The sequence below is a fragment of the Psychrobacter sp. UBA6766 genome (assembly GCF_002453355.1).
GTDB lineage: Bacteria > Pseudomonadota > Gammaproteobacteria > Pseudomonadales > Moraxellaceae > Psychrobacter.
On record NZ_DKGQ01000042.1, the window covers coordinates 18,758 to 44,115 of the forward strand.

The window sequence follows — 25,358 nt, forward strand, 5'->3', positions numbered from 1 at the left end:
GGGCTGTTTTTTATTTTGTGTAACATCTAGAGCTAAGTATCATTTTTTCTTACTGTCAACATTTTACACTTTAAAATCACACTTTATAACCTTCTTCATTACCGGTAATACTCCCGACTTTTTTGGTGAAGAATAATGCGGCAGGAATAGACAAAATAAAGCCCACTGCTACCGCCATTTGAATATGTGGAATTTGATTAAACCCTGTGATCAAAGCAGCAATCATGAACACACCGATGGTGACAGTTGCGGCTATTGAATAGATAACGGAGAATAGGGGCCAGTTCATAATTTATTCCTCATTTATTGTGTGGGTATAATACCTTTATACACTAAATCCACACAAATAGTAAGCCTTTTCCTATAGACTCTTAGCCCACTTATAATAAGTGATTCACGCTGAAAACCTTATTATAATTGTTGATTTGCATTCTATATTTTTTCTATAAGAATCTTGTCAAATTACCTGTTTATCACCTACTCATCCCCTCTTATATTTAGTGCCAAAAAACTCATACACCGTTATCCATTTATCATTACAATAGTGAGCTTCTGGCTTTTTTTAGCTCTGAAATTCTTTGCCTCGTACATTCGACAACGTTTAACTCTCTAACTTCGTTTTTTAACCTTATTTTTCATAAAGCTTTCTTCTATGACCTCATCTGACTCCAATACCGCTAACGATTCATTGTCTGTAAATGAACCTCAAAACGATGGTAAATTTAAATCTGACCGTCAAGTTAACAGTGAAGCCGATACTACCGGACAAACGAACACTGAAAATAACAGTGATAAAGAACGAGCAGAAGAGTCAGCAGATGGACAAGCGCCTGAGACGACCATCAAAATGGAAACGGTGGCGCCTGATGTCGTGGTTGCTTCATTAGAATCCTCTGAAGCAGATTCTCATGCCACAAATGAATCATTGAATGATAGAGCAGAATCTGGATTTACCGATACAGCGGAAGCGTTTTTTCAGCAAGAAGACAAGGTTGAAGTCAGCGTAGCAGCAGAAGCAGAAACTGGCTTTAATCAGACATACTTAAACGACATTCAATCTGATAAGCCAGCAACTGAAGCAAATATACAAGAAAGCTTAGAACAAAACTTAGAGGCAGAAAATACAGACCAAGAAGAAGATAAAAATAAAAATGAGCAGGAAGGTAATGAAGTTCAAGGTACCAGTCAAACTAACGACAATAATAGTAGCGTAGAAGACGCGAACGAAGAAAAGAAAGACGGCGAAGAAGAGGTCAAAGAAAAAAAAGAAGCCAAACTTGAATCTTATAAGCAATTTGTTGCCGAGCAGTTTAGTAATAAAAAAGTAGACCATCCAGAAGTACGCGTGAGAATTGAAGCCAACGCACTACCAAGTAAGATGTACTTCATCATGAACATCCTCTCGGCTATCATTGCAAGCTATGGACTGGTAACCAACTCGGCGGCTGTCGTCATTGGCGCGATGTTAGTAGCGATGATGCTTGGCCCTATCACTGGGGTAGCTTTGGCGATTATTGACCACCGTATGCCGCTATTACGCAAATCACTTATCACGGTGTTTCTTGGTATCTCTTTGGTGGTATTAGTCGGATTTATGGTCGGTTGGCTTCACAAAGATCAACCGCTAACCGTCGAAATATTGTCGCGCACGCAGCCGACTTCGATGGATTTAATGATTGCTCTTGCCGGTGGTACGGCTGGTGCTTATGCGATGGTGTCACCGCACTTGTCGGTGGCAGTGGTAGGCGTTGCAGTAGCCACGGCTTTGGTGCCACCGCTTGCTGCTAGCGGGATTTTATTTGCCAATAATGAAATACAGCTTGGACTTGGCGCGCTGCTACTGGCATTGACCAATATTATTGCTATTCAATTTACCAACGCTTTAGTGCTGTGGCTGTTAGGATTTCGTCGTTTGGTCGATGACGATTATAAATCCGGCACCTATTTGACTTTTTTGCGGCGTAATGCGGTAACGTTATTGTTATTGGGCGGTTTAGGAACATACTTAACCATTAATCTACAAACGAATGCCAAGCAGCAAGTATTTGAAAGTAGCGTCAAAGAGACGATTAATAGCTACTTTAGTGATAAAGGCAATGTGCTGACCAATACGCAGTTTGATAAAAACGACAATAATCAAGTTGTGCGAGCGGTGATTCGCGGCGAGACGACCCCTACTTTTTATGACGTCCGTCACATTGAAGCGATGATTACTAAAGATATGGCGGAAAATTTTCCCGATTATTTACCGATTCGGTTGCAGCTACGCTATATGCCTGTACAAGTTATCGAGTCGCATCCATTGATTAAAGATAAGCTCGATGAAACCGATGTGACTATTTTGACTGAATAAGTTATTTAATCGATTAGCTGAGTCCTCTCATGAAATACTTTGACTTTGATACGATAATTTTTATACCAACTCCACGGTACTTGTTAAAAACTTAGCGCTTTAACAGCAGCCATTACTCAATGCAAACGCTCGCTTAATCACAACAGTTAAGCCGGATTTACCTTGTGTTTGCTTATGAATCTTCAACACGCTTAGCACGTTTGTGCTAAAATCGCTTGCAAAATTATTTTACTTATTCTATTTAATGAAACCACTCGTTAGTAAGGAGCCGCTGTGAGCCAGCCATTTCGCTCAGCCGATATTCGTCAAGCTTTTATTGATTTTTTCATAAGCAAGCAGCATACCGCCGTCGCCTCGTCGAGCTTGATTCCCTACAATGATCCAACATTACTATTTACCAATGCTGGCATGAATCAGTTTAAAGAGACCTTTTTGGGCATGGAGCCACGTGACTATACGCGTGCGGTAAGCTCACAAAAATGCGTTCGTGCCGGTGGTAAACATAACGACTTAGATAATGTCGGTTATACGGCACGCCATCATACGTTTTTTGAGATGTTGGGCAACTTCTCTTTTGGTGATTATTTTAAGCAAGCAGGTATTGCTTACATTTGGGAATTTTTGACCTCGGATGAGTGGTTGGCAATCGATAAAAACCGCTTGTATGTGACCATTTATGAAACCGATGACGAAGCCTTTGATATTTGGCATAAAGACATCGGCCTTCCTAGCGAACGCATTATTCGTATTGGTGACAATAAAGGCGCGCCTTACGCTTCTGATAATTTTTGGACAATGGGTGATACCGGTCCATGCGGTCCTTGTACCGAAGTCTTCTATGACCATGGCGCTGATATTGAAGGTGGTTTGCCGGGTACGCCTGAAGAAGATGGTGATCGCTATATCGAGATTTGGAACTGCGTCTTTATGCAGTTTAATCGCCAAAAAGACGGCACCATGCTGCCGCTACCTGCGCCAAGCGTGGATACCGGCATGGGTCTCGAGCGCATCAGTGCCATCATGCAAGGCGTCCATGGCAACTATGAGATAGATTTGTTTGTGCATTTGATGGATGCTGCCGCTGAGATTTTAGGTATTCAGAATCAACAGCAATCGTCATTAAAAGTCATCGCTGATCATATCCGTGCCGTAGCCTTTTTGATTGCTGATGGCGTCACGCCAAGTAATGAAGGTCGTGGTTATGTACTCCGCCGTATCATTCGCCGTGCGGTACGTCATGGTAATAAACTTGGTGCGGACAGTGAGTTCTTTTATAAAATGGTTGCACCTTTGGTTGCTGAGATGGGCAGCGCCTATCCCGAGCTAAAAGATAAGCAAAACTTCATCGAAAACGCCATTCAAAAAGAAGAATCACAATTTGCCAAAACCTTAGCGCAAGGGCTACGTCTGCTTGCCAGCGAGCTTGAAGGCTTGCAAGATGGTGACACGCTTTCTGGCGAAGCAGCATTTAAGCTATATGATACTTATGGTTTCCCGCTTGATTTGACCGCTGATATCACCCGTGAGCGTGGTATTGTGATTGATGAAGTAGAATTTGATGAACACATGCAAGCGCAGCGTGAACGTGCGCGTGATGCGGGCAAATTTGATGTCGACTATAGTAGCGTCATCCAAGTAGACAACCCAACGACCTTTGTCGGCTACGAGCAACTTGAAGAAGAAGGCGTGACCATTCATGCGCTTTATCAAGACGGCAATCAGACAGAAAGCTTAAACGAAGGTACAGAAGGCGTGGTCGTCCTTGACCGTACCCCGTTTTATGCTGAAGGCGGTGGTCAGGTGGGCGAGCTTGGTGAAATACGTACCGCAACGGGCGTCTTTGAAGTACAAGATACCAAAAAATCTGGCCAAGCCATTATTCATTATGGTGTGGTCACCATGGGTGAGATTAACGCTCAACAAACGGCTGATGCGCAGGTATTGTCTAGCATTCGTGCGGCGAGCGCCAAAAACCATTCGGCAACCCATCTATTGCATGCGGCGCTAAGACAAGTACTCGGCGATACAGTCACGCAAAAAGGCTCATTGGTTTCAAGCGACGTGTTACGATTTGACTTCTCGTATGATAAACCGGTGAGTAGCTCAGAAATCAGTCGTATCGAACGCCTTGTCAATGAGCAAATCCAAGCCAACACCCCTGCCCGAATCGAGCACATGTCTATCGATGAAGCGATGAAGCAAGGTGCGATGGCGCTGTTTGGCGAAAAGTACGGTAATGACGTTCGCGTCTTGACCATGGGCACCGACAGTATCGTTGATGGTCAGCGTCAGCCATTTTCTATTGAGCTGTGCGGCGGACTTCATGTACAGCGTACGGGTGATATTGGTGTGTTAAAAATTACCAGCGAATCTGGTATTGCCGCGGGCATCCGCCGTATTGAAGCGGTCACTGGTATGAATGCGATTAAAAACATTCAGCAAAGTGAGCAGCAACTAAGTGAGCTTGCCGCTCAATTGAAAGTAAAGCGTCCAGAGGTTGCGCAGCGTGTGCGCACCATGGCGGATAAGCAGCGCGATTTAGAAAAACAGCTTGAACGCCTACAACAAAAAATCGCCAGCGCTCAAGCGGCCAACTTGCTTGACGAAGTACAGACCATCGCTGGTACGCCAGTGCTGATTAGTACCTTAAGCGGTGTTGACGGCAAATCTGTTCGTACGCTGATGGACGATGTTAAATCAAAACTGCCGTACAGCGTGATTGTACTGATTGGCGATAAAGACGAGCAGCTAGCCCTAGCGGCAAGCGTCGATAAATCACTGACCGATCGCGTCAAAGCAGGCGATATTATTCGTCATTTGGCAAGCGAGCTTGGCGGTAAAGGCGGCGGTAAACCTGATTATGCTCAAGGCGGTGCGCCAAAATCTGCCAATACCAATACCGTTATCAGTGCACTGAGCGCTTGGGTTGCAGAAAAGCTTGCGTAAATAGTAGCAATATAGGCGATTGGTTATAACGGTTATAACCAATCGCCATATATCTAATGCTTGCTAGCACTTAAAGTTATACCGCTAATATGGTATAAAGTAGCACGCTTAACGACTGTCAGCATATCAAGTGTATGGTTATAAACAGTAAAATAGCAGAGCAAATAAAGGGCGCAATTTTTATAATTCGGCTTTATCGTTATTAAAATGAATCTTGCACTGTCACGGCAAACCGCGCCATGATGGATTGATGTCGATAAGTAACAGATGGCCATTGGTGAATAATAGGTAGATTTTTATGGCGTTAATAGTACAAAAATACGGCGGCACCTCGATGGGCAGTATCGACCGCATCAAAAATGTCGCCAAACGAGTCAAACGTTGGCACGACAACGGTCATCAAGTGATCGTAGTTGTGTCTGCCATGAGCGGTGAAACCAACCGTTTGATTGATTTAGCACGCCAAATCAGCAGCCAACCTGATCCGCGCGAGTACGACCAGATGGTGTCAACGGGCGAGCAGGTTTCTATCTCTTTACTGGCGATGGCGATTAAAGAGCTTGGTATTGGCGCCCGTTCATTCACCGGTCGCCAAGTCGCCATTAAAACCGATAGTGCCCACACTAAAGCGCGTATCGAAAGCATTGATGACAAAAACATCCGTGAGCAACTAGATGCAGGCAACATTGTCATCGTGGCAGGTTTCCAAGGTATCGATGAAGAAGGTAACGCCACAACCTTAGGTCGCGGCGGCTCGGATACCACAGGTGTGGCCATTGCCGCAGCCTTAGGCGCTGATGAATGCCAAATCTATACCGATGTCGATGGTGTTTATACCACTGACCCACGCGTGACCTCAAAAGCCAAAAAACTTGAAAAGATTACCTTTGAAGAAATGCTTGAGATGGCAAGCCTTGGCTCTAAGATTTTACAGATTCGCTCAGTAGAGTTTGCTGGCAAATACGGCGTGCCTCTACGCGTATTATCTAGCTTTGATGAAAACAACGATGGTAGCTTCGACCAAGACTTTCAAGACAATGTCGGCACCCTAATTACGATAGACGAAGGAGACAATATGGAACAGGCAATCATCTCAGGAATCGCTTTTAATCGCGACGAAGCAAAAATAGTCGTGCGCGGTGTACCCGATCATCCTGGTATCGCCTCTGCCATCCTAAGCCCTATCGGTCGTGCCAATATTGAAATCGATATGATCGTGCAAAACTTATCGACCAATGGCACTACTGACTTTACTTTTACCGTCAACCGTACGGACATGGATAAAACCATGAAAGTACTAGAAAATGAAGTGAAAGATGAGATTGGTGCCAAAGAGATCTTGGCCAATAACGAAGTGGTTAAAGTGTCTTTAGTTGGTGTTGGTATGCGCTCGCATGCTGGCGTTGCCAGCCTTATGTTCCAGACTTTGGCCGAAAACAACATCAATATTCAAATGATATCAACCAGCGAAATCAAAGTGTCTGTACTTATCCAAGAGCAGCATTTAGAAAAAGCGGTCAAATCATTGCACACCGCCTTTGGTCTTGACCGAGAAGACGGCGATAGCACAATCGCTGGGTTATAATACTTATGGGTTATAGCACTTAAAGGCTTAGTTGCTAATGGTTATACATTAAATCGCGGTAAGCTATATTTGGTTCAATAACAATTGGCTAAATAGCGATTGGTTTCTAGTAAAACACTCATGAAATAGAGTCTTTTTAGGCTCTATTTTCTTTTATTACTATTGCTCAGGTAAGTATATACCTAATAGTTTTGTGAAAATCCGTGACAGTATCTGTTATGCCCCCTATAATGGGGCTTTCATTTGGGCTAAATGAATTTATCTATCATTACCGCTATTAGTACAACGTGATACATTGTTTTTATAGTAACTACTTTGCCTATCTAATACTTCGGTAATGTCCTGTAATTGAGACGCAATCTGATGAGTAATAATCTGTTGATGCGACATAAGGAGTGTGACGCATGTTAATTTTGACACGCCGCGTGGGCGAAACGCTAATGATTGGCGATGAGGTCAGTGTGACTGTCCTAGGCGTTAAAGGCAATCAAGTACGAATCGGCGTCAATGCGCCAAAAGATATTGCGGTGCACCGTGAAGAGATTTATCAGCGTATTCAGCATGAACGCACGGTACAATCGCAAATGCAGCATCTTGAACAAGGTAGCTTTGCGCCTTCATTTGACGATGAAGACTATTTTAATCGCTAAGCTGTTTGCTTATCATCTAACTATCAATAATTATTGAGCATAAATCAAGCACCCTATTTTTGCTTTTTAATCTGCTCTGAGGTCATTTATTTATGAGTATCCGCCCATCAGATGTATCGGCTTTACTTAATGGTTTGAATAAAAAAGCCATTGGATTCAATGATGTTATCAGTTTTATTGATGATTTTTATCGCTATGCGCCCGTGCCTTTTGTTAATGGTATGCTGCACAATGCGGCTGGCGAAAATGAAGGCAGCGCGAAAATTTTTGGTTTTGCAAAACACCACGGCTTAAATCAATTAGACACACTAAAGCTATTCGGTGAGCACTATGCCAAAGTGCAAGCGACGCCTAAAGGTACCGACCATGCCAATATTCGTAATTTCTTACATTGGGGTTGGCAAGGATTTCTGATGGAGAAAAATCCCTTAACGCCGCGTCCAAGTGTTGATACCAGTGCCCTTTAGTTTTCTAATTTTTATTTTTTTATTCTGAAGTCATTAAAAAAGCCACGCTATGGTATTAGCGTGGCTTTTCTTATTCTTGCCTTTACTATTGCGGCGTATTTATCTGATATAGTCAATGAAAAGTAATATCGATATACCACATACTGCTTGTATAGTTTTTTCTTGCTTGCTGAGCCTACGCAGATAGAGGCTGCAAAAAAACTATACAAGCAGTACCGTAGCGTTTTTAAAATATTTTAACTATAACTTATTGATAAGTACGATTACTAATAAACCTGCCTATTTATTACGGAATTTAACAGGTTGTACCACCCCTTTAGGGTTGGGCATATTGGGATAATGATGCTCATGCTCGACATCACATTCGGCGCCCACGACAGAGCCATCTTCTCTCACGGGTTTATGGATATAACCAGTACGTTCGGCTGGTGGCAAATGCTCATGCTCCCAAACCATCACTGCTTGCATACAAGTTTCGCGCTGTTCAGGCGTCAACTTGCGCCCATCTGGCCATTTACCCAGCTCAATGGCTTGACGAAATTTCTCCACCACTTCTGGCGTGACACTTGCTAATATCGTTTGTTTGTCCATCGTACCTACTCTCCACGACTATGTTTATAACACAGCGCTATTTTGAAAAAAGTAGCACTGCATTTATTCTTCTATAATATCATCATCGACATCCATACTGAACTCTTCGGCATGGACGTTCCAGTGTAGCTTAGTTCGGCAAGCTTCATAAAAATCAAATCCGGGTGGATGTAGCAAAGTGAGCTTATCAGGATGTTTGCGAATATAAAGGCGTTGCTCTTGGTCAAGCGCTATGCTCGGCTTGCCATCGGCGCTCACTTGCGGCTGAGTACGGTTGTCCTCGTGAATGCGAATACAAATCTCACTCGTTCCGCTGACTACGATGGGGCGACTGGACAAAGTATGCGGGTGCATTGGCACCAAACAGATGGCATCCATACTCGGATGAATAATCGGACCACCGCCGGAGAGCGCATAAGCCGTCGAACCCGTCGGCGTCGCGACAATAAGACCATCACTATGCTGACGATACACATCGTGACCGTCGATTTTCATCTGAAAATCAATCATATGCACCGATTTACCCGCATGTAGAACCACATCGTTGAGCGCCATGTCTTCGTGGATAATCTTACGACCTTCACGAATCTCCATGGTAAGCAAAAACCTATGATCTAATTGATAATCACCCATCAGTACTTGGCGTAGTTTAAAGGCTGCCTCATTGGGCTTCACATCGGCCAAAAACCCTAAACGACCACGGTTGACCCCTAATACCGGCACTCGATAACGCGCCAAAGCTTCGGCGGCATGCAATATCGAACCATCACCACCCACGACGATGACTAAGTCACAAATTTCACCAATCAGGCTGCGTTTAACAATTTTTACGCGCTCAATCTCGGTCAGGTTTAACGTCGGTAAATTGGCCGTTTGCACATCCATAATCAATGTTAGGTTCATCTCATTGATGGTTTTAGCAATTTGTACCAAACTTTGGATAACGCTGCGTTTTCCAGCTCGGCCCATCAAACCAATACGCCTAAAAGCAGGGTTTTTGATAGCGTGAAACAGCTCTGATTCGTGTAAGTGCGGCAATCGTGCGGACTGCGCTGAGTTTTCCATAAAACGACTCGGCATAACGATAAAGTACAGTGCAATAATAACGAGAAATAAGCGCTTAGACTAGCATGTTTATCAATTTTCGTTGTTAACTGTCGTAATTGACGCCATATAATCCCTATCATACGCTACTTTTAGGCGTAGTTGTTTAACTACTCATATCGCTAGATATATCAATATTCCCTGGTTGATTAAGGCTCGATAGTCACGTGATGCCTTGCATGCGCTCACGTAAACACAGTTGACAATAATGGCGGTTTTGCTAAAGTAGCTGGCATCTTAGTTATTTATATTTTGAAAAGGACAACTTTATGGCAAATCCTATTGTCAGTCGCGCAGAGCTTGCTGTTGGCGGCGCACCGATGACGGTGAAGGGTGTGATTCAAAAAACCAGTTTATTGCTTGGATTATCGGCGATTACTGGTATTGGATTTTTCTTTTATGCGTTGATGGCAGGTCTATCACAAGGTTTTATCACTATGGCGGCGTTTGGTAGTATGTTTGCTGCCTTTGGTCTTGCCCTTTTTATCACCTTTAAACCGCAAAAAGCCAAGACTTTTGCGGTACCTTATGCGTTATTGGAAGGCATATTTTTAGGTGGTATTTCGCTATTCTTTATGCGCATGTATCCAACCGTGCCTGTCACTGCGATGTGCGCGACCTTTGTTACCGCGGCGGTCATGCTAGGGCTTTATCGCTCAGGTTTGGTTAAAGTCACTGAAAAGTTCCGCTCCATCGTCACTTCAGCATTGATTGCTATCATGCTGGTTTATGTGGCGCAGTGGGTATTGTCTTTAGTGTTTAGCTCAAGCCTACCATTCTTATTTGAAGGCGGCGCTATTGCTATTGGCTTTAGCTTATTTGTGATTGTTATCGCGTCTTTTACGCTGTTATTGGACTTTGATAATATCGATCGCGGTGTAGCGATGGGCGTCTCAGAAGACTACGAATGGTTGTTTAGTATTGGTATCCTTGCAACGCTGGTGTGGATGTATATCGAATTTATGCGTCTATTAAGCTATCTGCAAGACTAATCTAAACCCTGTTTAGCAGTTAGTTAAATAAAAAAACCGTCTTTTATAAAGACGGTTTTTTTTGGACGAGTTTTAAAGGTCATTTGAATGAGTTTAATCTGGGTTAATTAAGAACGCTTTAGACGCAGGGCATTTAATACCACAAATAGTGAGCTTAATGACATCCCAATTGCCGCAAGCCAAGGTGGTACATAGCCTAAAGCCGCTGGAATCAAGACACTACTGTTATAAATAAGTGCCCAGCGCAAGTTTTGCTTAATGATACGTTTTGTCTTATCAGCGATACGTTTTGCCGCCGTAATAGCTTCAATCTGGCCATTTAGAATAATACTGTCACTCGATACTTGCGCCAAATCTGCCGCCCCCGCTATTGAGGTTGAAACATCTGCTGCGGCCAATACTGGCGCATCATTAATACCATCTCCAACCATCAGCACCACTGCCCCGTTTGCTTGTAACGCTTGGATATGATTGACTTTATCCGTTGGTGATAGCCCGTTATAGGCGGCCTTCATGCCTAATTCTTCAGCCATTATCAATGCTTGCGGACTTGGATCACCTGTCAGCATAACTGGCTCAATACCTCTTTCTTTAAGCATATCAAGCATCGATTTAGCACTATCACGAACCTTATCGTTAAAGTAAAAACAGGCCAGCGCGTGCCATATGTCTGAATCGCTCTTTTGACAAGACAGTACTACGGCCGAGCTAGCACGCTCAGCAACCAAATTAATGGTTAAGTCGTTATTTTGATAAGAGCCATTATCCGCATCATTCGTTCTATTCGCTTTATCCAAAGCAAAATCCACATGACCAATGCGATATAGCGCGCCATCAATTCTAGCTTCTACGCCGCCAGCTGGATAATACTGCAACGACTGCGTGGCGGGTAGATGCAATTGATAAGCAGCTGTCAGCAAAGCATGGGCAATCGGATGACGACTGCCCACTTCGAGCGCGGCAGCCATCGCTAATAGCTTATCTTTTTCTTCATTGGTGTCAACTGCCGTATCATTGGCTGTTAATAGTTCGATATTTAATAAATTGGGCTTACCATAAGTGAGCGTTCCCGTTTTATCAAACGCCACATGGGTAATTTCAGCAAGGGTCTGTAAGGTATGACCGCGCGTGGTCAAAAAGCCGTAACTTGCCAATCGGTTGGTGGCGACAGTAAGTGCAATGGGAGTTGCTAAAGACAGCGCACAAGGACAGGTGGCAACCAGTACTGCAACCGTTGCCCAAATTGCTTGGCTTGGATCAACGATGTACCAGCCGATAAATACCAAGACTGACAATACTAAAATCCGTGCTACAAACCAACGCGCCAGCTTATCTGCCTGCTGGGCGAGTTTTGGTTTCTCGCTCATAGCACGGTTCATCAGTCTATCAATCAAGCCTATTTGACTGTCTTCTGGTAAGGCGGTGACCAACATCTCAAACGGCTGACTGTCGTTTTGCGCGCCGCCAACGATATAATCGCCTTGGGTCTTGATGATTAAATCACCCTCACCCGTCAGCAAGCTTTGTGAGACAGTAGCGGTTGGACTGAGTAAAATGCCATCGCTGATAATCTCAGAACCGGCTTCCACCATAATGATATCACCCACTTGCAAACTATGGGCGGTCACCATCTGCTTTTCTTCTAGCCCACTTTCTGTGTTTGATAGACTGAATGGTTGATGATTTTTTTCTTGCCAGTCTTGAGCGATACGCGACGTCAATTGCTGAATATTGGCATCCATACTCTGCATAAAGTCGGGCATCGATTTTGATGACACGCTTGTTTTATCAACAGCTAAATTATTATTTGGATTGGTAGCTTGTTCAGTGTCATTATCAAGATTGTTTTTAGTAAGCACATTTTTTTCTAACTGCTGCAAGATACGCTCAGCTGCGTCTTGATTTTCAGCAATTTTTTGTACCAACACTGGCTCAACCACCACTAAATCATTTGCCATGGTGGCGGCTTTTAAGCGTGCATTATGCTCAATGTAGCGCCCAGCCAATAAGAAGAAAATAAACATACTGACCGAATCGAAGTACGTTTCCCCTTGCCCCGTGATAGTGGCATAAAGACTGGCAAAGAACGTCACCACTAAGGCAATACTAACCGGCACATCCATATTAACTTGACGAGCACGAATCGCCGACCAAGCTGAGGTAAAGAAAGGAATCCCTGCATAAAAGAATACCGGCGTACTGACAAATAAAGACACCCAGCGCAGAAAATCACGCTGAAAAATGAGCATATCGCTATATTCACCAAAGTAGATAGCCACTGCATACATCATCGCCTGCATCGAACCGAGCGCGGCGATACCGAGCCTGATGAGCATTTGACTGTTATGGCGCGCCAACATGGCTTCGTGCGTATCTTGGCGGTAGGGTTTGGCTTCATAGCCAATTTCGTTGATTACGCCTAAAATACGACTGATTGGCAGCTTATCTTCGTCCCAAATTACTCGCATACGTTGATTGGTTAAATTGACCTGACATTGACTGATGCCATCTAATTCATCTAGTCGTGATTCAATCAGCCACGTACAAGCGGCACAGCGCAGGTTATTGACCGACAATTCTGCCACCGACATGCCATCTTGAGCGTAGACAAACTGCGACTTTATCTCGTCATGATCGTAAGCTTCAAGGCGCGTCAGCTGCGTGGGTAAACTTGCCGTGCGGTTAATCTCCGAGCGGTCAAGGTAGTATTGTTCAAGTCCCGCTTCGACGATACTTTGCGAGGCCAACTGACATCCCATACAGCACATCTCACGCGACTGACCTAAAATATCGGTATAAAACGGCGGCTCTGGCACAGGGTCACCGCAATGAAAGCAGTGACCCGCACGCGGCAGCACCAACCCTTCAGTAATAGAAAGATCTTGGTACTGACCATTGTTAGTTGATGACATGGACGAGGGCATACTGGACATAATCGCGCTATTTCCTTTCGACAGGTTTACTCATCGCTCATTAGCCTTGAGTAAACTTGCTATGATCAAATAGGGTCAATCCCTATGTAAAAGAGCTATTTAATTCGTCTGTCTTTAGTACAGCTACTTTACATAGATATTGGCATGGCTGGCACAAACAAAGTTAATAATAAAAACAATAACGCCTCATTGATTAAGTGGATAAAAATATCAAGGGGCAAATGGTAGGAGAAGATAAATGATGAGTTGTTATTTTATTTCATGCTTTGAATAAGGCTTATATGGCATCAATAAATGCTATTAAAAGTGTCATTCGCTTGAGAAAACGCCTTAGCAAAAAACGATTGCCATTAACTTAGGCAACAACAAGAACATTATACTATAAGCAGGTGTCGTAAGCAGCCTAACCCTTTATCACATAATTTCAATGCATCCAAAACGCCTACTATAAATGTCTAGCAAACGCTTAATGAATGCTTGCGTTGACGATGATAGATTGAAAAATTTGTCAATTTGCGTCATTATGAGGCAGTTTTTTATCCCAGAATGGTGTGTCATCAGTGCAAAAATCTAATTCTAAGCGACCACAGTCGCCTAAGTCTGCTATCAACACGCTCCCTTCACAGCAGCGCGGCATGGTGTTTAGTGGTATTTTATTAATTGTCATTATCGCTGGTATGGTGCTACTGGCGCTGTATTTGATTAAGCTTGATCGCACCATTACTCATAAGTTTGAGGGTAAGCGCTGGGATATTCCTGCCAAAGTTTACTCGCAGCCTTTAGAACTATATCAAGGCGCGAATGTCGATAAAGACACGATAAAGACGTGGCTTGAGCTACTTAATTATCAAAGCAACAAGGCGTATGATCGTACGGGTACTTACCATAAATCTGGTAATACCTACTTTATCCATACGCGCGGCTTTACGTATAGCGCCAATGATGTGGACAAAGAGCAAGTCATCAAAATGACCATTGCTGGCAATAAAATTGAGTCGGTACAAAGTACTTTGCCCGCCAAAACCGGCATTATTCGTCTTGAGCCGGTTAATATCGGTGGTATTTATCCAGACAGCAACGAAGATCGCATGGTGGTGACGCTCGATCAAGTACCACAGCCACTGATTGACGCGCTAATTGCCACAGAAGATCGCGGGTTTTATGAGCATAAAGGCGTATCGATACGCGGTATTGCTCGCGCCGTATTAAACAATTTTACCGGTGGTCCTAGACAAGGTGGCTCGACCATCACCCAACAGTTGATTAAAAACTTCTATCTCAATTCTGATCGTACGATGAAACGCAAAGCCAATGAAGCGCTGATGGCGGTATTGCTTGAGCTGCACTATAGCAAAGATGAAATCCTGCAAACGTATTTGAACGAGATTTACTTGGGTCAAAACGGTAACCGCTCTATTAATGGTTTTGGATTGGCGTCACAATTTTACTTTGACAAACCACTTAAAGAGCTGCGTTTAGACCAACAGGCACTGCTAGTCGGTATGGCAAAAGGACCGAGCGTTTATAATCCGCGCCGTCATCCAAACGATTCAAAAGCGCGCCGAAATACGGTGCTGAGCAATATGCTAGCGGTAGGTAAAATTAGCCAAGAAGAGTATGATAAGGCGATAGAAAAGCCACTCGACGTGGCTGACAAACCAGTCGAGGGCAAAAGTCAGTTCCCAGATTTTTTAGACATCGTTAAGCGTGAATTGAACAAAGTCTATTATTCTGACGACCTTAAAAATGAAGGTCTAATTATCATCAGTACGTTAGATCCTATCGCACAGTTGGCAGCAGATAAAGCGGTCGAGAGAAAACTTGGTGAGCTGCGCCGTCGCGGTAGTAAGACCAAGGATTTACAAGGTGCTTTAGTCAGTGCCAACCCAGAGACAGGCGAGTTGGTCTCAGTAGTCGGTAGCGGCAGTGAGTTTACGGGTTTTAACCGTGCGGTCGATGCCAAACGCCAAGTCGGATCGTTATTAAAACCGATTATTTATATGACGGCGCTGGAAAGCGGGCGCTATAACTTGGCAAGCTCGGTCGATGATTCGCCGATTACGGTCAATCTTAGCGATGGTACTGAGTGGAATCCTAAAAACTACGACAATCGTGACCATGGTAATGTGCCATTTACCACGGCTTTATCACAGTCTTATAACCACAGCGCGGTGCGTTTAGGTATGGAATTCGGCGTTAATACCTTTGCCAAGCAATTGCAGCGCATGGGCGTAAAAGAAAAAATCCCGCCCTATCCTTCGGCTTTGCTAGGATCGGTCAATCTTAGCCCAATGGATATGCTTGGGGTTTACCAAGTGTTTGCCACCGGCGGGTTCCGCACGCCTATCCATAGTATTCGTAGCGTTATTGATAATCATGGTCGCATCTTACAGCGTACGGGGTTAAATACTCAGCGCAGTATCCCGCCTGAGACCAACTTTTTGATTAATTATGCGCTGCAAGATGTGGTTAAAAACGGCACTGCCAGACGCGTGAAATCGCTTGGTAGTCACTTAAATCTTGCTGGTAAAACCGGTACTACCAACGATTACCGCGATGCTTGGTTTGCAGGTTACAGTGGAAACTATGTCAGCGTGGTTTGGGTCGGTCGTGATGATAATAAACCTATCGGCCTAAGCGGCGGTAGTGGCGCTTTACCAGTTTGGGTCGATTATATGAACCGTCTAAAACTGACTCCTGTGGCTCTGCCAGAACCGGAAGGGATTGAGTGGTTGTGGTTAGAAAACAATTCAGGCAAGCTATCTAATGAGCGCTGTGCCGATGCGCGCTACCTTCCTGTTATGTCAGCGTATCTGCCACAAGAGGCCAGTAGCTGCGCGATTGGATTATATCAACAAGAGCGTGCCCGTGAGCAGATTCAGTGGCAAAACCAACAAGGCGCTATCAGTCAGCAGCGCCGCCGTGAAGGCTTAGATATTCCTAATGGCGAAGCCGTTGATGCGAATAACGAAGATGACAATACTGAGCAAGAGGATGAGTCAACCAATCGTGCCGATACTTGGTATAACCGTGCCGTTGAATGGTTCTAGCGTTTTTAAAACTTAAAAAAGGGTTTTAACATGGCATTATTTATACAGCAAACTGATGCAGCAAAATACGCTATCACTGCACCATGTAAAATACAAACTAAACTTATTCATACTATTCTTAGCATAAGTGCGCTTATCGGAATGCTGAGTTTAAGTGCCTGTCAAACGGCGCCGACAACCGTTAAAACCTCTTCTATGCAAACGTTTCCTTCAGTCGCTAAGCCATCAACCACTAAGCAACCGTCCACTCAGCAATCAGTGACAAAGCAGCCAGAAGCGGTGACGCAGGCCCCTATTGTTAAAAGCGATGGTTATGAAAACCCTACTGAGCCTTATACGCCGCCCACGCAAAGTCCAGTAGAAACGCAGTCCGAAGTCATTATTCTCACGCCTTCTCGTGAAGATTACATAATACCTGAATCATCGATACCCTCACATAGTGAGCTGTTGGAGCTGGCACGGCAAAACTCGAAGCAGCGCAGTCAGCAAAGCACCACTAATAACAGCAACCTGCCAGCCTTTCGCAACCTCATGCAAGTGGGAACGGGGCAATTACAATCTGGCAATTTAAGTGGCGCCGAAAGTAGCTTTACCCGCGCGCAACGACTCGCTCCCAAATCATCGGCAGTTTATTTTTATTTGGCACAAGTGGCACTCAAAAAAAATCAACCACGTAAGGCAGAAGCAATGGCACGCCGTGGTTTGACGGTTTCTCAAGATAACAATCGCCGCCGTGCGCTGTGGCAAATCATCTTACAATCAGGACAAGCCCAAGGCAATGCCCGCGTGATAAAAGAAGCCAAACAAGCATTGCGCTAATAGCACGAGCTCTAGTATTTACCATGACGACTGAATATATAAGCGCTAAAGTAGGTTTATATACTCGGTCGTTAATTTTTCTTCTCCATTTTAATGATTCATTTTTTATTTTAAATTAAGGTTACCCTTATGGCATGGCAACAACTGCATTTACAATGTGAAAAAGATAACGTCGACCTCGCCGAGGCGCTATTATTAGAAGCTGGCTCTCTTTCAATTTCTTTAGATGACGCAGGCGATCAACCGTTATTTGAGCCACTTCCTGGTGAATCTCCCTTATGGGATGAAGTTATATTAACAGGATTATTTGATGCCACTACAGAGAGCGGCAATCGTCAAGCGATTGAGCAGTTAAGTCATGAAATCGGCGCGCAAGTTCAAGCTAGCCGAACCTGGGTCAGCGCTGTCGATGATAAGGATTGGGAACGTGAATGGATGTCCAATTACAATCCTATCGAGTGCGCCAATAACTTATGGATTGTCCCTAACTGGCTAACACCGCCGAACCCTAACGCCACCAATATTATTATGGATCCAGGTCTGGCTTTTGGTACCGGCTATCATGCGACTACCCGTCTCTGCCTTGATTGGCTAACAGAGCAAGATCTTACCGATAAAGTCGTGATTGATTACGGCTGTGGTTCAGGTATTTTAGGGATTGCTGCCCTATTATTGGGTGCCCGCCAAGTTTATGCGGTCGATATTGACCCACAAGCCGTGCTTGCGACCAATCAAAATGCCGCACGAAATCTCGTTGATGACCGCTTACAAGCGTTTTTACCAGAAGACTTTGCTGATTACTGGCAACAGAATGACGTTCAACCCGTAGAAGTTATGGTCGCCAATATTTTAGCCAAGCCGCTTATTGGCTTAGCGCCTTATTTTGCAACTTTGATGGCACCAAAAAGTCGTATCGTGCTTGCAGGGCTCATTGAGTCACAGACTGAACAAGTCACCGATGCTTATCAGCCTTACTTTGCCCTGGACCCCAAGCACGCTTTTACTGCGCAAGAAGATCAACATTGGCAGCGATTATCTGGTACATTTACAGGCTAGCAACATTTAATTACATCTGTTACGATAGAGAGGCAGTTAAATAATGTTGTGTATTTGACGCTGCTCTATCGTTGCCCGTAGATCATACTTAATCTATAAAAGATAACATAAGAATAACAGGCAGCGGTTGGTAAGTGGCTATGCGGTATTAATACTGATACCTGTTCGGATTCGACTCTATGACTACGCCAATCAAAACCCAGTGCCCTCATTGTCATGCTATTTTTAATATTAAAAAAACGCAGTTAAACCAAAAAACAGCGAATGTCTGCTGTGAACATTGCCAGCACAGTTTTTTGGTTAATAACAATCTTATTGTCACGGCAGATACAGAATCTACTACTGACGACGATATAGTGAATGAACATAAATCTAATGAACACAAATCTGTCGCAGCTTCTACATCTAAAGTATCTATCAGTAAGCAAATATCTAACAGTAAGCAAATATCTAAAATCTTATCAGAATCCAAAATCACAACAAAGCCAACAATAATCTCAGAAGCAGACATTCTCATTCATGACGATATGCCTGATGAGACCTTAATTCATGATGAGTTAATTCATGACGATATGGATGTTGAAGCTGTTGAAGAAGAAGATTTAGAATATGGCTCATTAGATAGTATGGACGCTTGGTTAACGCAAGCAGCGGATAGCACGCCCGCCTCCACTATAAATAGAAACACTCACTCAGCCGTTAATTCAGTAGAAAATCCATCTTTAGCAAATACTTTTTTAAACGAATCACCATCAGCTGCTCAAGTTGCCCTAAGCTCAGCAGCAGCTAATAATATTCACGCCAGTATCGATGATAAGAGCGATGAATCTTGGCTTGAAAAATTACTCAAAGAACAAAATCAGAACGAAGCGGAACATTCACCAAAAAGTGAGACCGACTTATCGGAACTGCTTGCCAGTATGGGCGTTTCTACCAAAGACGATGACAACAACCATGCTGCGCGTACCAAAAGCCAGCAAGCCCAAGCCAAGTTTTCATCAACACCTACTAAGCGCTCGATAGCTTCCTTGCTGTGGACACTTGGTTGTTTGGTATTAGCGCTGCTACTTTTTGCTCAGTATGTTATTTTTAACTTAGATAACTTGGTTAAAAACCCTGCTCATGCAGCGCGCTTACAGACACTGTGTTCAATCGCTGCGTGTAGCCTACCTAGCGCCAACTTGGCGGCATTGAATACAAGCGATGTTGGGCATCGACCCAGTCGCATTAAAGCGGCCGATACCTTTAGCGATATCAACGTCACTTTAAACAATAAAAGTTCGCAGGCTCAACTTCTTCCGCATGTGAAAATCAGTATTTATAGTGACAATGCACTAATCGGCGAATTTATTGCCGCACCGCAAGATTATTTATTAAGCACACAGAACCAATTGGGGGCTTTAAATCGCAAGCAGCTTTTATTTACCGTCCCAGTCGCCAACGCTCAAATCAACAGAGTAAGTGCTGAACCTATTTATTAAAGATGGGCTTGGTGAAATACCCTATATTAGAAATACTATTTATTAAATTTTTTAGTATCCAATCGTATTTATCCTAAACGCTTTAAATCCACAATAATGAATAGGAATAAATAGCGTCAATCCTAAAGTAATACTAGGATAATGCTCAATCTGTTGCTCTGCTAGGCGATGACTTTGTTATAATAGCGCTCAAACGCCTTATGGTTTCACGCTTTACTCTTAAGGATATTATCTTATGGCACCGAATGCACCGTATACTGCCACTCATTTTGACAAAAATGCTGAGAATCCTGCTGATTATGATAAAGAGGACTGCCATCGCTCCATTCATAAGGTAGCATCTTCTTTAGACAACACCCTCCATGCCAACGAACCTTTACGGGCGCATGTAGAACGCGTGGTGCGGCAGTATTTTTCGATGTTGGATGATGAGATGCCAACGGATTTATATGAGCTTATTTTAAAAGAGATAGAACAACCACTGCTGGCGGTCGTGCTTGAAAAGAGCCGCGGCAATCAAACCAAGTGCGCGCAAATGTTAGGCCTCAATCGCGGAACGCTACGCAAAAAACTCAAAACCTATGGTTTAATGTAGCGCGATCAGTTTAACATTTATACCTCATGCTTTTGCGCAGTACGGCCAAATGTAACGCTCATCATTCTTAATTGACATTCAATATGTATGGCACGTTTATAGTTTATGATCTTATCAATCGCGATATCCTCTCTACTGCTTGTCATTATTACCTTGCCAGACGTTTACGTCAGGCTTTTTTTATGGAACTTTTTTTATGAGTACAACTCCACTTGCCCTACTATCAGTTTCCGACAAATCCAATATCGTTGAATTCGCTCAAGGTCTGCTTAAAGCAGGATTTGGCTTATTATCGACTGGCGGTACTTACCGTTTGCTGACAGAAAACAATGTCGCCGTCACCGAAGTATCAGATTACACGGGCTTTCCTGAAATGATGGATGGCCGCGTAAAAACGCTACATCCAAAAATCCATGGTGGTATTTTAGGGCGCCGTGGCACCGATGACGCGGTAATGAGTGAACACGCCATTGAGCGTATTGATTTGGTCGTTGTTAACCTTTATCCATTCGCAGAAACCATTGCACGTCCTGACGTGACCATGGATGATGCTATTGAAAATATCGATATTGGCGGTCCTACTATGGTTCGTTCGGCAGCAAAAAACCACGCCCACGTTGGTATTGTGACCGACCCTACTGATTATTCGCGCGTACTCGACGCCTTAGGTGAGGGTACGACACTAACTCACGCCCTACGCTACGATTTAGCGGTTAAAGCCTTTGAGCACACGGCGCAATACGATGGCATGATTGCCAATTTCTTGGGTAGCCGAGTTAATGAGAGCCAGGCACCAGAGAAATTCTCACGGACCTTTAACGTTCAACTTGAAAAAGTACAAGACCTGCGCTACGGCGAAAATCCACACCAAAACGCTGCTTTTTATGTTGAAAACCATGCTCTAAAAAGCCAGCAAGCGTCTATCGCAACCGCCCAGCAACTGCAAGGTAAAGCGCTGTCTTATAACAATATTGCTGATACCGATGCCGCGCTTGAATGCGTAAAAGCCTTTAGTGCGCCCGCTTGCGTGATTGTAAAACACGCCAATCCTTGCGGTGTCGCCGTAGATAGCGATCAAGTAACTGCTTATCGCACGGCCTTTAGTACCGATCCTGAATCATCTTTTGGCGGGATTATTGCTTTTAACCGCGAGCTCACGGTTGCTGCTGCCAAAGCCATTATCGACAATCAATTTGTCGAAGTCATTATTGCGCCAAGTATTGAAGATGGTGTCCTTGAAGCAACTGCCTCAAAGAAAAACGTCCGTGTCTTAGTTTGTGGCGAACTACCAACGCCTGAGCAGCGCGAAAGCCAGCTTGATTATAAACGCGTCAATGGTGGTTTGTTGGTACAAGAGCAAGATTTGGGCCTCATTACCGCCAATGATTTAAAAATCGTCACCGACGTCCAACCAACGGAAGCGCAAATTGCTGATTTGCTGTTTAGCTGGAATGTCGCCAAATATGTCAAATCAAATGCGATTGTTTATGCTAAAGGCCAACGCACTATCGGTGTTGGTGCAGGACAGATGAGCCGCGTCAATTCAGCGCGTATTGCTGCTATCAAAGCTGAGCATGCAGGTCTTGCGACAGAAGGCGCGGTAATGGCATCAGATGCGTTCTTCCCGTTCCGAGATGGTATTGATAACGCGGCTGAAGTCGGTATCGCGGCTATCATTCAGCCAGGTGGTTCTATGCGTGACGACGAAACGATTGCTGCCGCCAACGAGCATGGCATTGCCATGGTATTCACTGGTATGCGCCATTTCCGCCATTAAGCAGCGGTTAAAATAATGCTGTTAAGATAAAAGCGTTAAGAGTAAATAAAATTGTATTGCATAAAAAAAGCCACTATCGTAGTGGCTTTTTATTTAAGAGTTAATAAAACTTATTAAGACAAAACGTGTAACAAGCGCTTTATAGATATCTTAACGTCCTTGCGCATTGGCCATATTGGCTTCGTTAATCTCAACTTTATACACCATACGCAGATAATCTAGATAATCTTGCAACTGATCTTGACCTAAATTATCACGAATAATAGCAGCAGTTTGCGCTCTTTGGGCAGCGGATAAGGGCGATTGCTGCTCTGTCTTGATTCGATCACCGACCAATAACGTCGCTCCCATTTCAGTCTCGCTCGCTACTGCCACAACACCATTGGCAGCTGCTTGCTTACTAAACGCTAAGCCGCGCTCTTTTTCTGTCAATTGCGTGGTCTGACGGTTTATTTCGCCTAACGCTTGCAGCTTAACGGGCTGCTTAGTAATATCAGCAGGCGTCTTAATGTTAGCGGCTAATTTTTTCGCTTCTTGTAAAGCCAGTGCGGTGGCTTTTTGTTGACGCAATATTTGCGTAATTTGTGGCGTCGCTGCTGCTAGAGACAACGTCTTTGTTGGACGATAATTACTTGGCTGTACCCATACCGTACCATTACCAACTTCAATTCCTGCCGTCACTGCTTGGTCTTGAATCGTAAATTCATCAAACGCTTGCTTAATCACTGCAGGCTGTGCTAAAACAGAGGTATTATTTACTTTACGATAATCTTTGATACGCTTTAATGGCACATTTTCTTGCTGAGCGATATCTTCAATACTAAAGCCATCTGCCGCTAAGTCGTTAATTGCCGTCACTTTATCAGCATAAACTTCCTGACGTTTATATTCTTTGGCTTTAACCGTTAATTCTTCACGCATACTTTCTAAACTTGGTATCTTGCTACCGTTATCTTCAGTCACGGTAAATATCTGATAGCCAAAGCTGGTCTTTACAGGGTCACTGACATCGCCAACGCTTAATCCTGCAAGCGCTTGTTCAACGGCTGCAGCGTCATTACCAAACACCGCTGGATTAAAGCTACCGATAGCGCCGCCTGTTTCTCCTGACGGGTCGTCAGACTCCGTTTTAGCCAGTTTGGCAAATGACTCACCTTTAGCAAGGCGGGCTTTAATCTTGTCTGCGCGCGCTTTGGCGTCTTTACCGGTTAGCAAGATTTGACTGAGTTTACGCTCGTCAACCACAGCAAGACTTTGTTTATAAGCTTCATACTGCTGCTGCAAATCTTCTTTGGTTACTTCACTGACTTCGATTGTCTGTGGGTTCAATTGCAGATAAGCCAAATCTACCATGGCAGCGCTTTTTAGCTTGTCTTTATTGGTATCATAGTAGGCTTGTATATCACCCTTGCTTACTTTCACTTGCTCAGCATAATCTTGCCAGTTAAAACGATGCAACCAAATATTGCGCGACTCTAGCTGTAAATCAATCAATTGACTGACCGCTTGCATGGGATATACCGCTGTTCCTACGATACTGGCGTTGAGCTGGTCAAGGCTTAACTGGTTACGGAACTCAGCAAATAGCTGGTTTTTTGTCATATTGCGCTGACGTAAAAAGTTTGAAAACTGCTCGTTAGAAAAGTTACCTTCTGCATCCTTAAAGATTTCTTCTTGAAGTAGCAAGCGATTGATGGTGTCGTCAGAAACTGTCATGCCAAGCTTGCCAGCCTGCTGCTCTAATAAGGTACGATCAATCAGTCCTTTTAGCACTTGCTCGTGTAACACATCTTCATTTAATAAACTGGCATCCTCAACTTGCTCTAAAAGCTCGGTACGGCGGTTATTGACGGCAGTCTGATACTCGGACAGTCCCACGCTTGCGTCCCCTACTTGAGCGATCTGGTTGGGATCGACCCCGCCGCCAAAGTAACTTTCGACACCCAATAGAGCGAGCGGCGATAGGCATAAAATCAATAAAATGCGACCCGGCCAGCTTTTTAAGAAATCGCGCAATTTATCCATAGTTATCTCTGCTTTATTAACCTATATTGATGAAAAACCATTGTAATACTATTAATAATATCAACGCTGTATAAGCAGGCAATGGTAAGAAGAAGAACGTGTGCACTTTATCGCTGCAAAACATGGCTTATTGGCTAAGCTTCTGACAAGATTTCACAGCCCTTTGTTTAAACAACACCGCTATCGCGCGCCCTATGATACGTGATTTTTAATATATACTCAAAATATTCACGCTACTATTCATACTAAATGATACAAACTATAGCACTAAAAAAAGCACCTAATCTTTAGGTGCTTTTTTGCTACATCACTCATGACTTAGATTGTGCTTTGAATCATAAGTTGCCATCTATTCCTTGACTGCTAACAAACGCTGTTTTTATTCATGTATCACGTCGCTAACCAGCATTTGATCATCATAGAATGGCTAAAAAGAGTTTGGCCTAAATAAAGCGGCTTAGTTTAAACGCTCTTTTAAGTTTTTACCGGCTTTAAAGCTTGGGACTTTGCTTGCTGGGATGCTAAGTTCTTCACCAGTCTTAGGGTTACGGCCAGTACGTGCTTTACGATCTTTGACGCTAAAAGTACCAAAACCAACCAATGAGATGCTATCACCAGCTTCTAGCGCTTCACCAACACTTTCCATTACTGCATTCAAAGCTTCGCCAGCTTGAGTTTTATTTAGACCACTTTTTTCGGCGATGCTATCAATTAATTCTGACTTATTCATAAAATTTCCTTCAAGTTTTAGGGGGTAAAAAACGCTCACGCCAAGTATTGTATCGCTCTCAGAGTACTTAAGCAATAAAAACCACCTGACTTACGCATAAACAGGTTTCGCTTTGTTAAGTCTTTATATCAAGGCCGCATAAGGAGCGCAAGCGATTTTACATATTTTTGTGCACTCTACTACGTATTTGACACTCAATGTTAC

At 43.8% G+C, this 25,358-nt stretch carries 17 protein-coding genes and 1 pseudogene; 12 read left to right on the forward strand and 6 right to left on the reverse strand.

What is annotated here, in order from left to right:
* Nucleotides 1-76: 76 nt before the first annotated feature.
* Nucleotides 77-289, reverse strand: a complete 213-nt coding sequence (locus B4K26_RS09295; RefSeq protein WP_296245049.1) for a hypothetical protein — start codon at nt 287-289, stop codon at nt 77-79.
* A gap of 363 nt (nt 290-652) precedes the next feature.
* Between B4K26_RS09295 and B4K26_RS09300 the strand changes: the two genes are divergently transcribed.
* The 5 genes and pseudogenes from B4K26_RS09300 to B4K26_RS09320 all read left to right on the forward strand — a co-directional run bounded on the left by B4K26_RS09300 (nt 653) and on the right by B4K26_RS09320 (nt 8,001).
* A complete protein-coding gene (locus tag B4K26_RS09300; protein ID WP_296245051.1) occupies nt 653-2,353 on the forward strand; it encodes a DUF389 domain-containing protein in 1,701 nt (566 codons plus the stop codon).
* A gap of 273 nt (nt 2,354-2,626) precedes the next feature.
* Nucleotides 2,627-5,299, forward strand: coding sequence for an alanine--tRNA ligase (gene alaS, locus B4K26_RS09305; protein WP_296245053.1), 2,673 nt, complete (start codon nt 2,627-2,629; stop codon nt 5,297-5,299).
* Between the two features lie 298 nt (nt 5,300-5,597).
* Nucleotides 5,598-6,884, forward strand: coding sequence for an aspartate kinase (locus tag B4K26_RS09310; protein ID WP_068404454.1), 1,287 nt, complete (start codon nt 5,598-5,600; stop codon nt 6,882-6,884).
* 404 nt (nt 6,885-7,288) lie between these two features.
* A pseudogene (gene csrA, locus B4K26_RS09315) lies at nt 7,289-7,456 on the forward strand (carbon storage regulator CsrA); the annotation flags it as partial.
* A 170-nt stretch (nt 7,457-7,626) separates the two neighbouring features.
* Nucleotides 7,627-8,001, forward strand: coding sequence for a HopJ type III effector protein (locus B4K26_RS09320; protein ID WP_296245058.1), 375 nt, complete (start codon nt 7,627-7,629; stop codon nt 7,999-8,001).
* A gap of 279 nt (nt 8,002-8,280) precedes the next feature.
* On the opposite strand, the gene B4K26_RS09325 is transcribed toward B4K26_RS09320, so the two are convergent.
* Together B4K26_RS09325 and B4K26_RS09330 are read right to left on the reverse strand one after the other, a co-directional pair.
* Nucleotides 8,281-8,592, reverse strand: a complete 312-nt coding sequence (locus tag B4K26_RS09325; protein ID WP_296245060.1) for a YeaC family protein — start codon at nt 8,590-8,592, stop codon at nt 8,281-8,283.
* Nucleotides 8,593-8,655: 63 nt separating this feature from the next.
* The gene (locus B4K26_RS09330) at nt 8,656-9,657 is read right to left on the reverse strand and encodes an NAD(+) kinase (RefSeq protein ID WP_296245064.1); all 1,002 of its coding nucleotides are present in this window, start codon (nt 9,655-9,657) and stop codon (nt 8,656-8,658) included.
* A gap of 308 nt (nt 9,658-9,965) precedes the next feature.
* Here B4K26_RS09330 and B4K26_RS09335 point away from each other — a divergent pair, with 308 nt between their 5' ends.
* Entirely contained in the window at nt 9,966-10,688 is a 723-nt protein-coding gene (locus tag B4K26_RS09335; RefSeq protein ID WP_296245066.1) for a Bax inhibitor-1/YccA family protein, read from the forward strand.
* 107 nt (nt 10,689-10,795) lie between these two features.
* On the opposite strand, the gene B4K26_RS09340 is transcribed toward B4K26_RS09335, so the two are convergent.
* Nucleotides 10,796-13,621, reverse strand: a complete 2,826-nt coding sequence (locus B4K26_RS09340; RefSeq protein ID WP_296245068.1) for a heavy metal translocating P-type ATPase — start codon at nt 13,619-13,621, stop codon at nt 10,796-10,798.
* Between the two features lie 560 nt (nt 13,622-14,181).
* Between B4K26_RS09340 and mrcB the strand changes: the two genes are divergently transcribed.
* The 6 genes from mrcB (at nt 14,182) to purH (ending at nt 22,399) form a co-directional block, all read left to right on the forward strand.
* Nucleotides 14,182-16,671: a penicillin-binding protein 1B gene (gene mrcB / locus B4K26_RS09345; RefSeq protein WP_296245070.1), complete on the forward strand. Its 2,490-nt coding sequence runs from the start codon at nt 14,182-14,184 to the stop codon at nt 16,669-16,671.
* Between the two features lie 30 nt (nt 16,672-16,701).
* A complete protein-coding gene (locus B4K26_RS09350; RefSeq protein WP_296245071.1) occupies nt 16,702-17,490 on the forward strand; it encodes a tetratricopeptide repeat protein in 789 nt (262 codons plus the stop codon).
* 129 nt (nt 17,491-17,619) lie between these two features.
* Nucleotides 17,620-18,546: a 50S ribosomal protein L11 methyltransferase gene (prmA, locus tag B4K26_RS09355; RefSeq protein ID WP_296245072.1), complete on the forward strand. Its 927-nt coding sequence runs from the start codon at nt 17,620-17,622 to the stop codon at nt 18,544-18,546.
* 179 nt (nt 18,547-18,725) lie between these two features.
* Nucleotides 18,726-20,027 (forward strand): DUF3426 domain-containing protein, encoded by a 1,302-nt coding sequence (locus B4K26_RS09360; RefSeq protein ID WP_296245073.1) that lies wholly within the window; start codon nt 18,726-18,728, stop codon nt 20,025-20,027.
* Nucleotides 20,028-20,352: 325 nt separating this feature from the next.
* Complete coding sequence (gene fis, locus B4K26_RS09365; protein WP_409521357.1) at nt 20,353-20,622, forward strand: DNA-binding transcriptional regulator Fis; 270 nt, start codon at nt 20,353-20,355, stop codon at nt 20,620-20,622.
* A 196-nt stretch (nt 20,623-20,818) separates the two neighbouring features.
* Nucleotides 20,819-22,399 (forward strand): bifunctional phosphoribosylaminoimidazolecarboxamide formyltransferase/IMP cyclohydrolase, encoded by a 1,581-nt coding sequence (purH, locus tag B4K26_RS09370; protein WP_296245075.1) that lies wholly within the window; start codon nt 20,819-20,821, stop codon nt 22,397-22,399.
* Between the two features lie 150 nt (nt 22,400-22,549).
* Here the strand turns inward: purH and B4K26_RS09375 are convergent, their stop codons facing one another.
* Together B4K26_RS09375 and B4K26_RS09380 are read right to left on the reverse strand one after the other, a co-directional pair.
* Nucleotides 22,550-24,424: a SurA N-terminal domain-containing protein gene (locus B4K26_RS09375; RefSeq protein WP_296245076.1), complete on the reverse strand. Its 1,875-nt coding sequence runs from the start codon at nt 24,422-24,424 to the stop codon at nt 22,550-22,552.
* Nucleotides 24,425-24,881: 457 nt separating this feature from the next.
* The gene (locus B4K26_RS09380) at nt 24,882-25,193 is read right to left on the reverse strand and encodes an HU family DNA-binding protein (RefSeq protein ID WP_223808465.1); all 312 of its coding nucleotides are present in this window, start codon (nt 25,191-25,193) and stop codon (nt 24,882-24,884) included.
* Nucleotides 25,194-25,358: the final 165 nt, after the last annotated feature.

Coding starts and splice junctions, on each gene's coding strand:
- B4K26_RS09360 (WP_296245073.1), top strand. CDS start 18,726: ATGACTACGCCAATCAAAACCCAGTGCCCTCATTGTCATGCTATTTTT.
- B4K26_RS09325 (WP_296245060.1), bottom strand. CDS start 8,592: ATGGACAAACAAACGATATTAGCAAGTGTCACGCCAGAAGTGGTGGAG.
- B4K26_RS09340 (WP_296245068.1), bottom strand. CDS start 13,621: ATGTCCAGTATGCCCTCGTCCATGTCATCAACTAACAATGGTCAGTAC.
- B4K26_RS09310 (WP_068404454.1), top strand. CDS start 5,598: ATGGCGTTAATAGTACAAAAATACGGCGGCACCTCGATGGGCAGTATC.
- prmA (WP_296245072.1), top strand. CDS start 17,620: ATGGCATGGCAACAACTGCATTTACAATGTGAAAAAGATAACGTCGAC.
- B4K26_RS09300 (WP_296245051.1), top strand. CDS start 653: ATGACCTCATCTGACTCCAATACCGCTAACGATTCATTGTCTGTAAAT.
- B4K26_RS09335 (WP_296245066.1), top strand. CDS start 9,966: ATGGCAAATCCTATTGTCAGTCGCGCAGAGCTTGCTGTTGGCGGCGCA.
- B4K26_RS09295 (WP_296245049.1), bottom strand. CDS start 289: ATGAACTGGCCCCTATTCTCCGTTATCTATTCAATAGCCGCAACTGTC.
- B4K26_RS09330 (WP_296245064.1), bottom strand. CDS start 9,657: ATGGAAAACTCAGCGCAGTCCGCACGATTGCCGCACTTACACGAATCA.
- B4K26_RS09375 (WP_296245076.1), bottom strand. CDS start 24,424: ATGGATAAATTGCGCGATTTCTTAAAAAGCTGGCCGGGTCGCATTTTA.
- B4K26_RS09320 (WP_296245058.1), top strand. CDS start 7,627: ATGAGTATCCGCCCATCAGATGTATCGGCTTTACTTAATGGTTTGAAT.
- purH (WP_296245075.1), top strand. CDS start 20,819: ATGAGTACAACTCCACTTGCCCTACTATCAGTTTCCGACAAATCCAAT.
- B4K26_RS09350 (WP_296245071.1), top strand. CDS start 16,702: ATGGCATTATTTATACAGCAAACTGATGCAGCAAAATACGCTATCACT.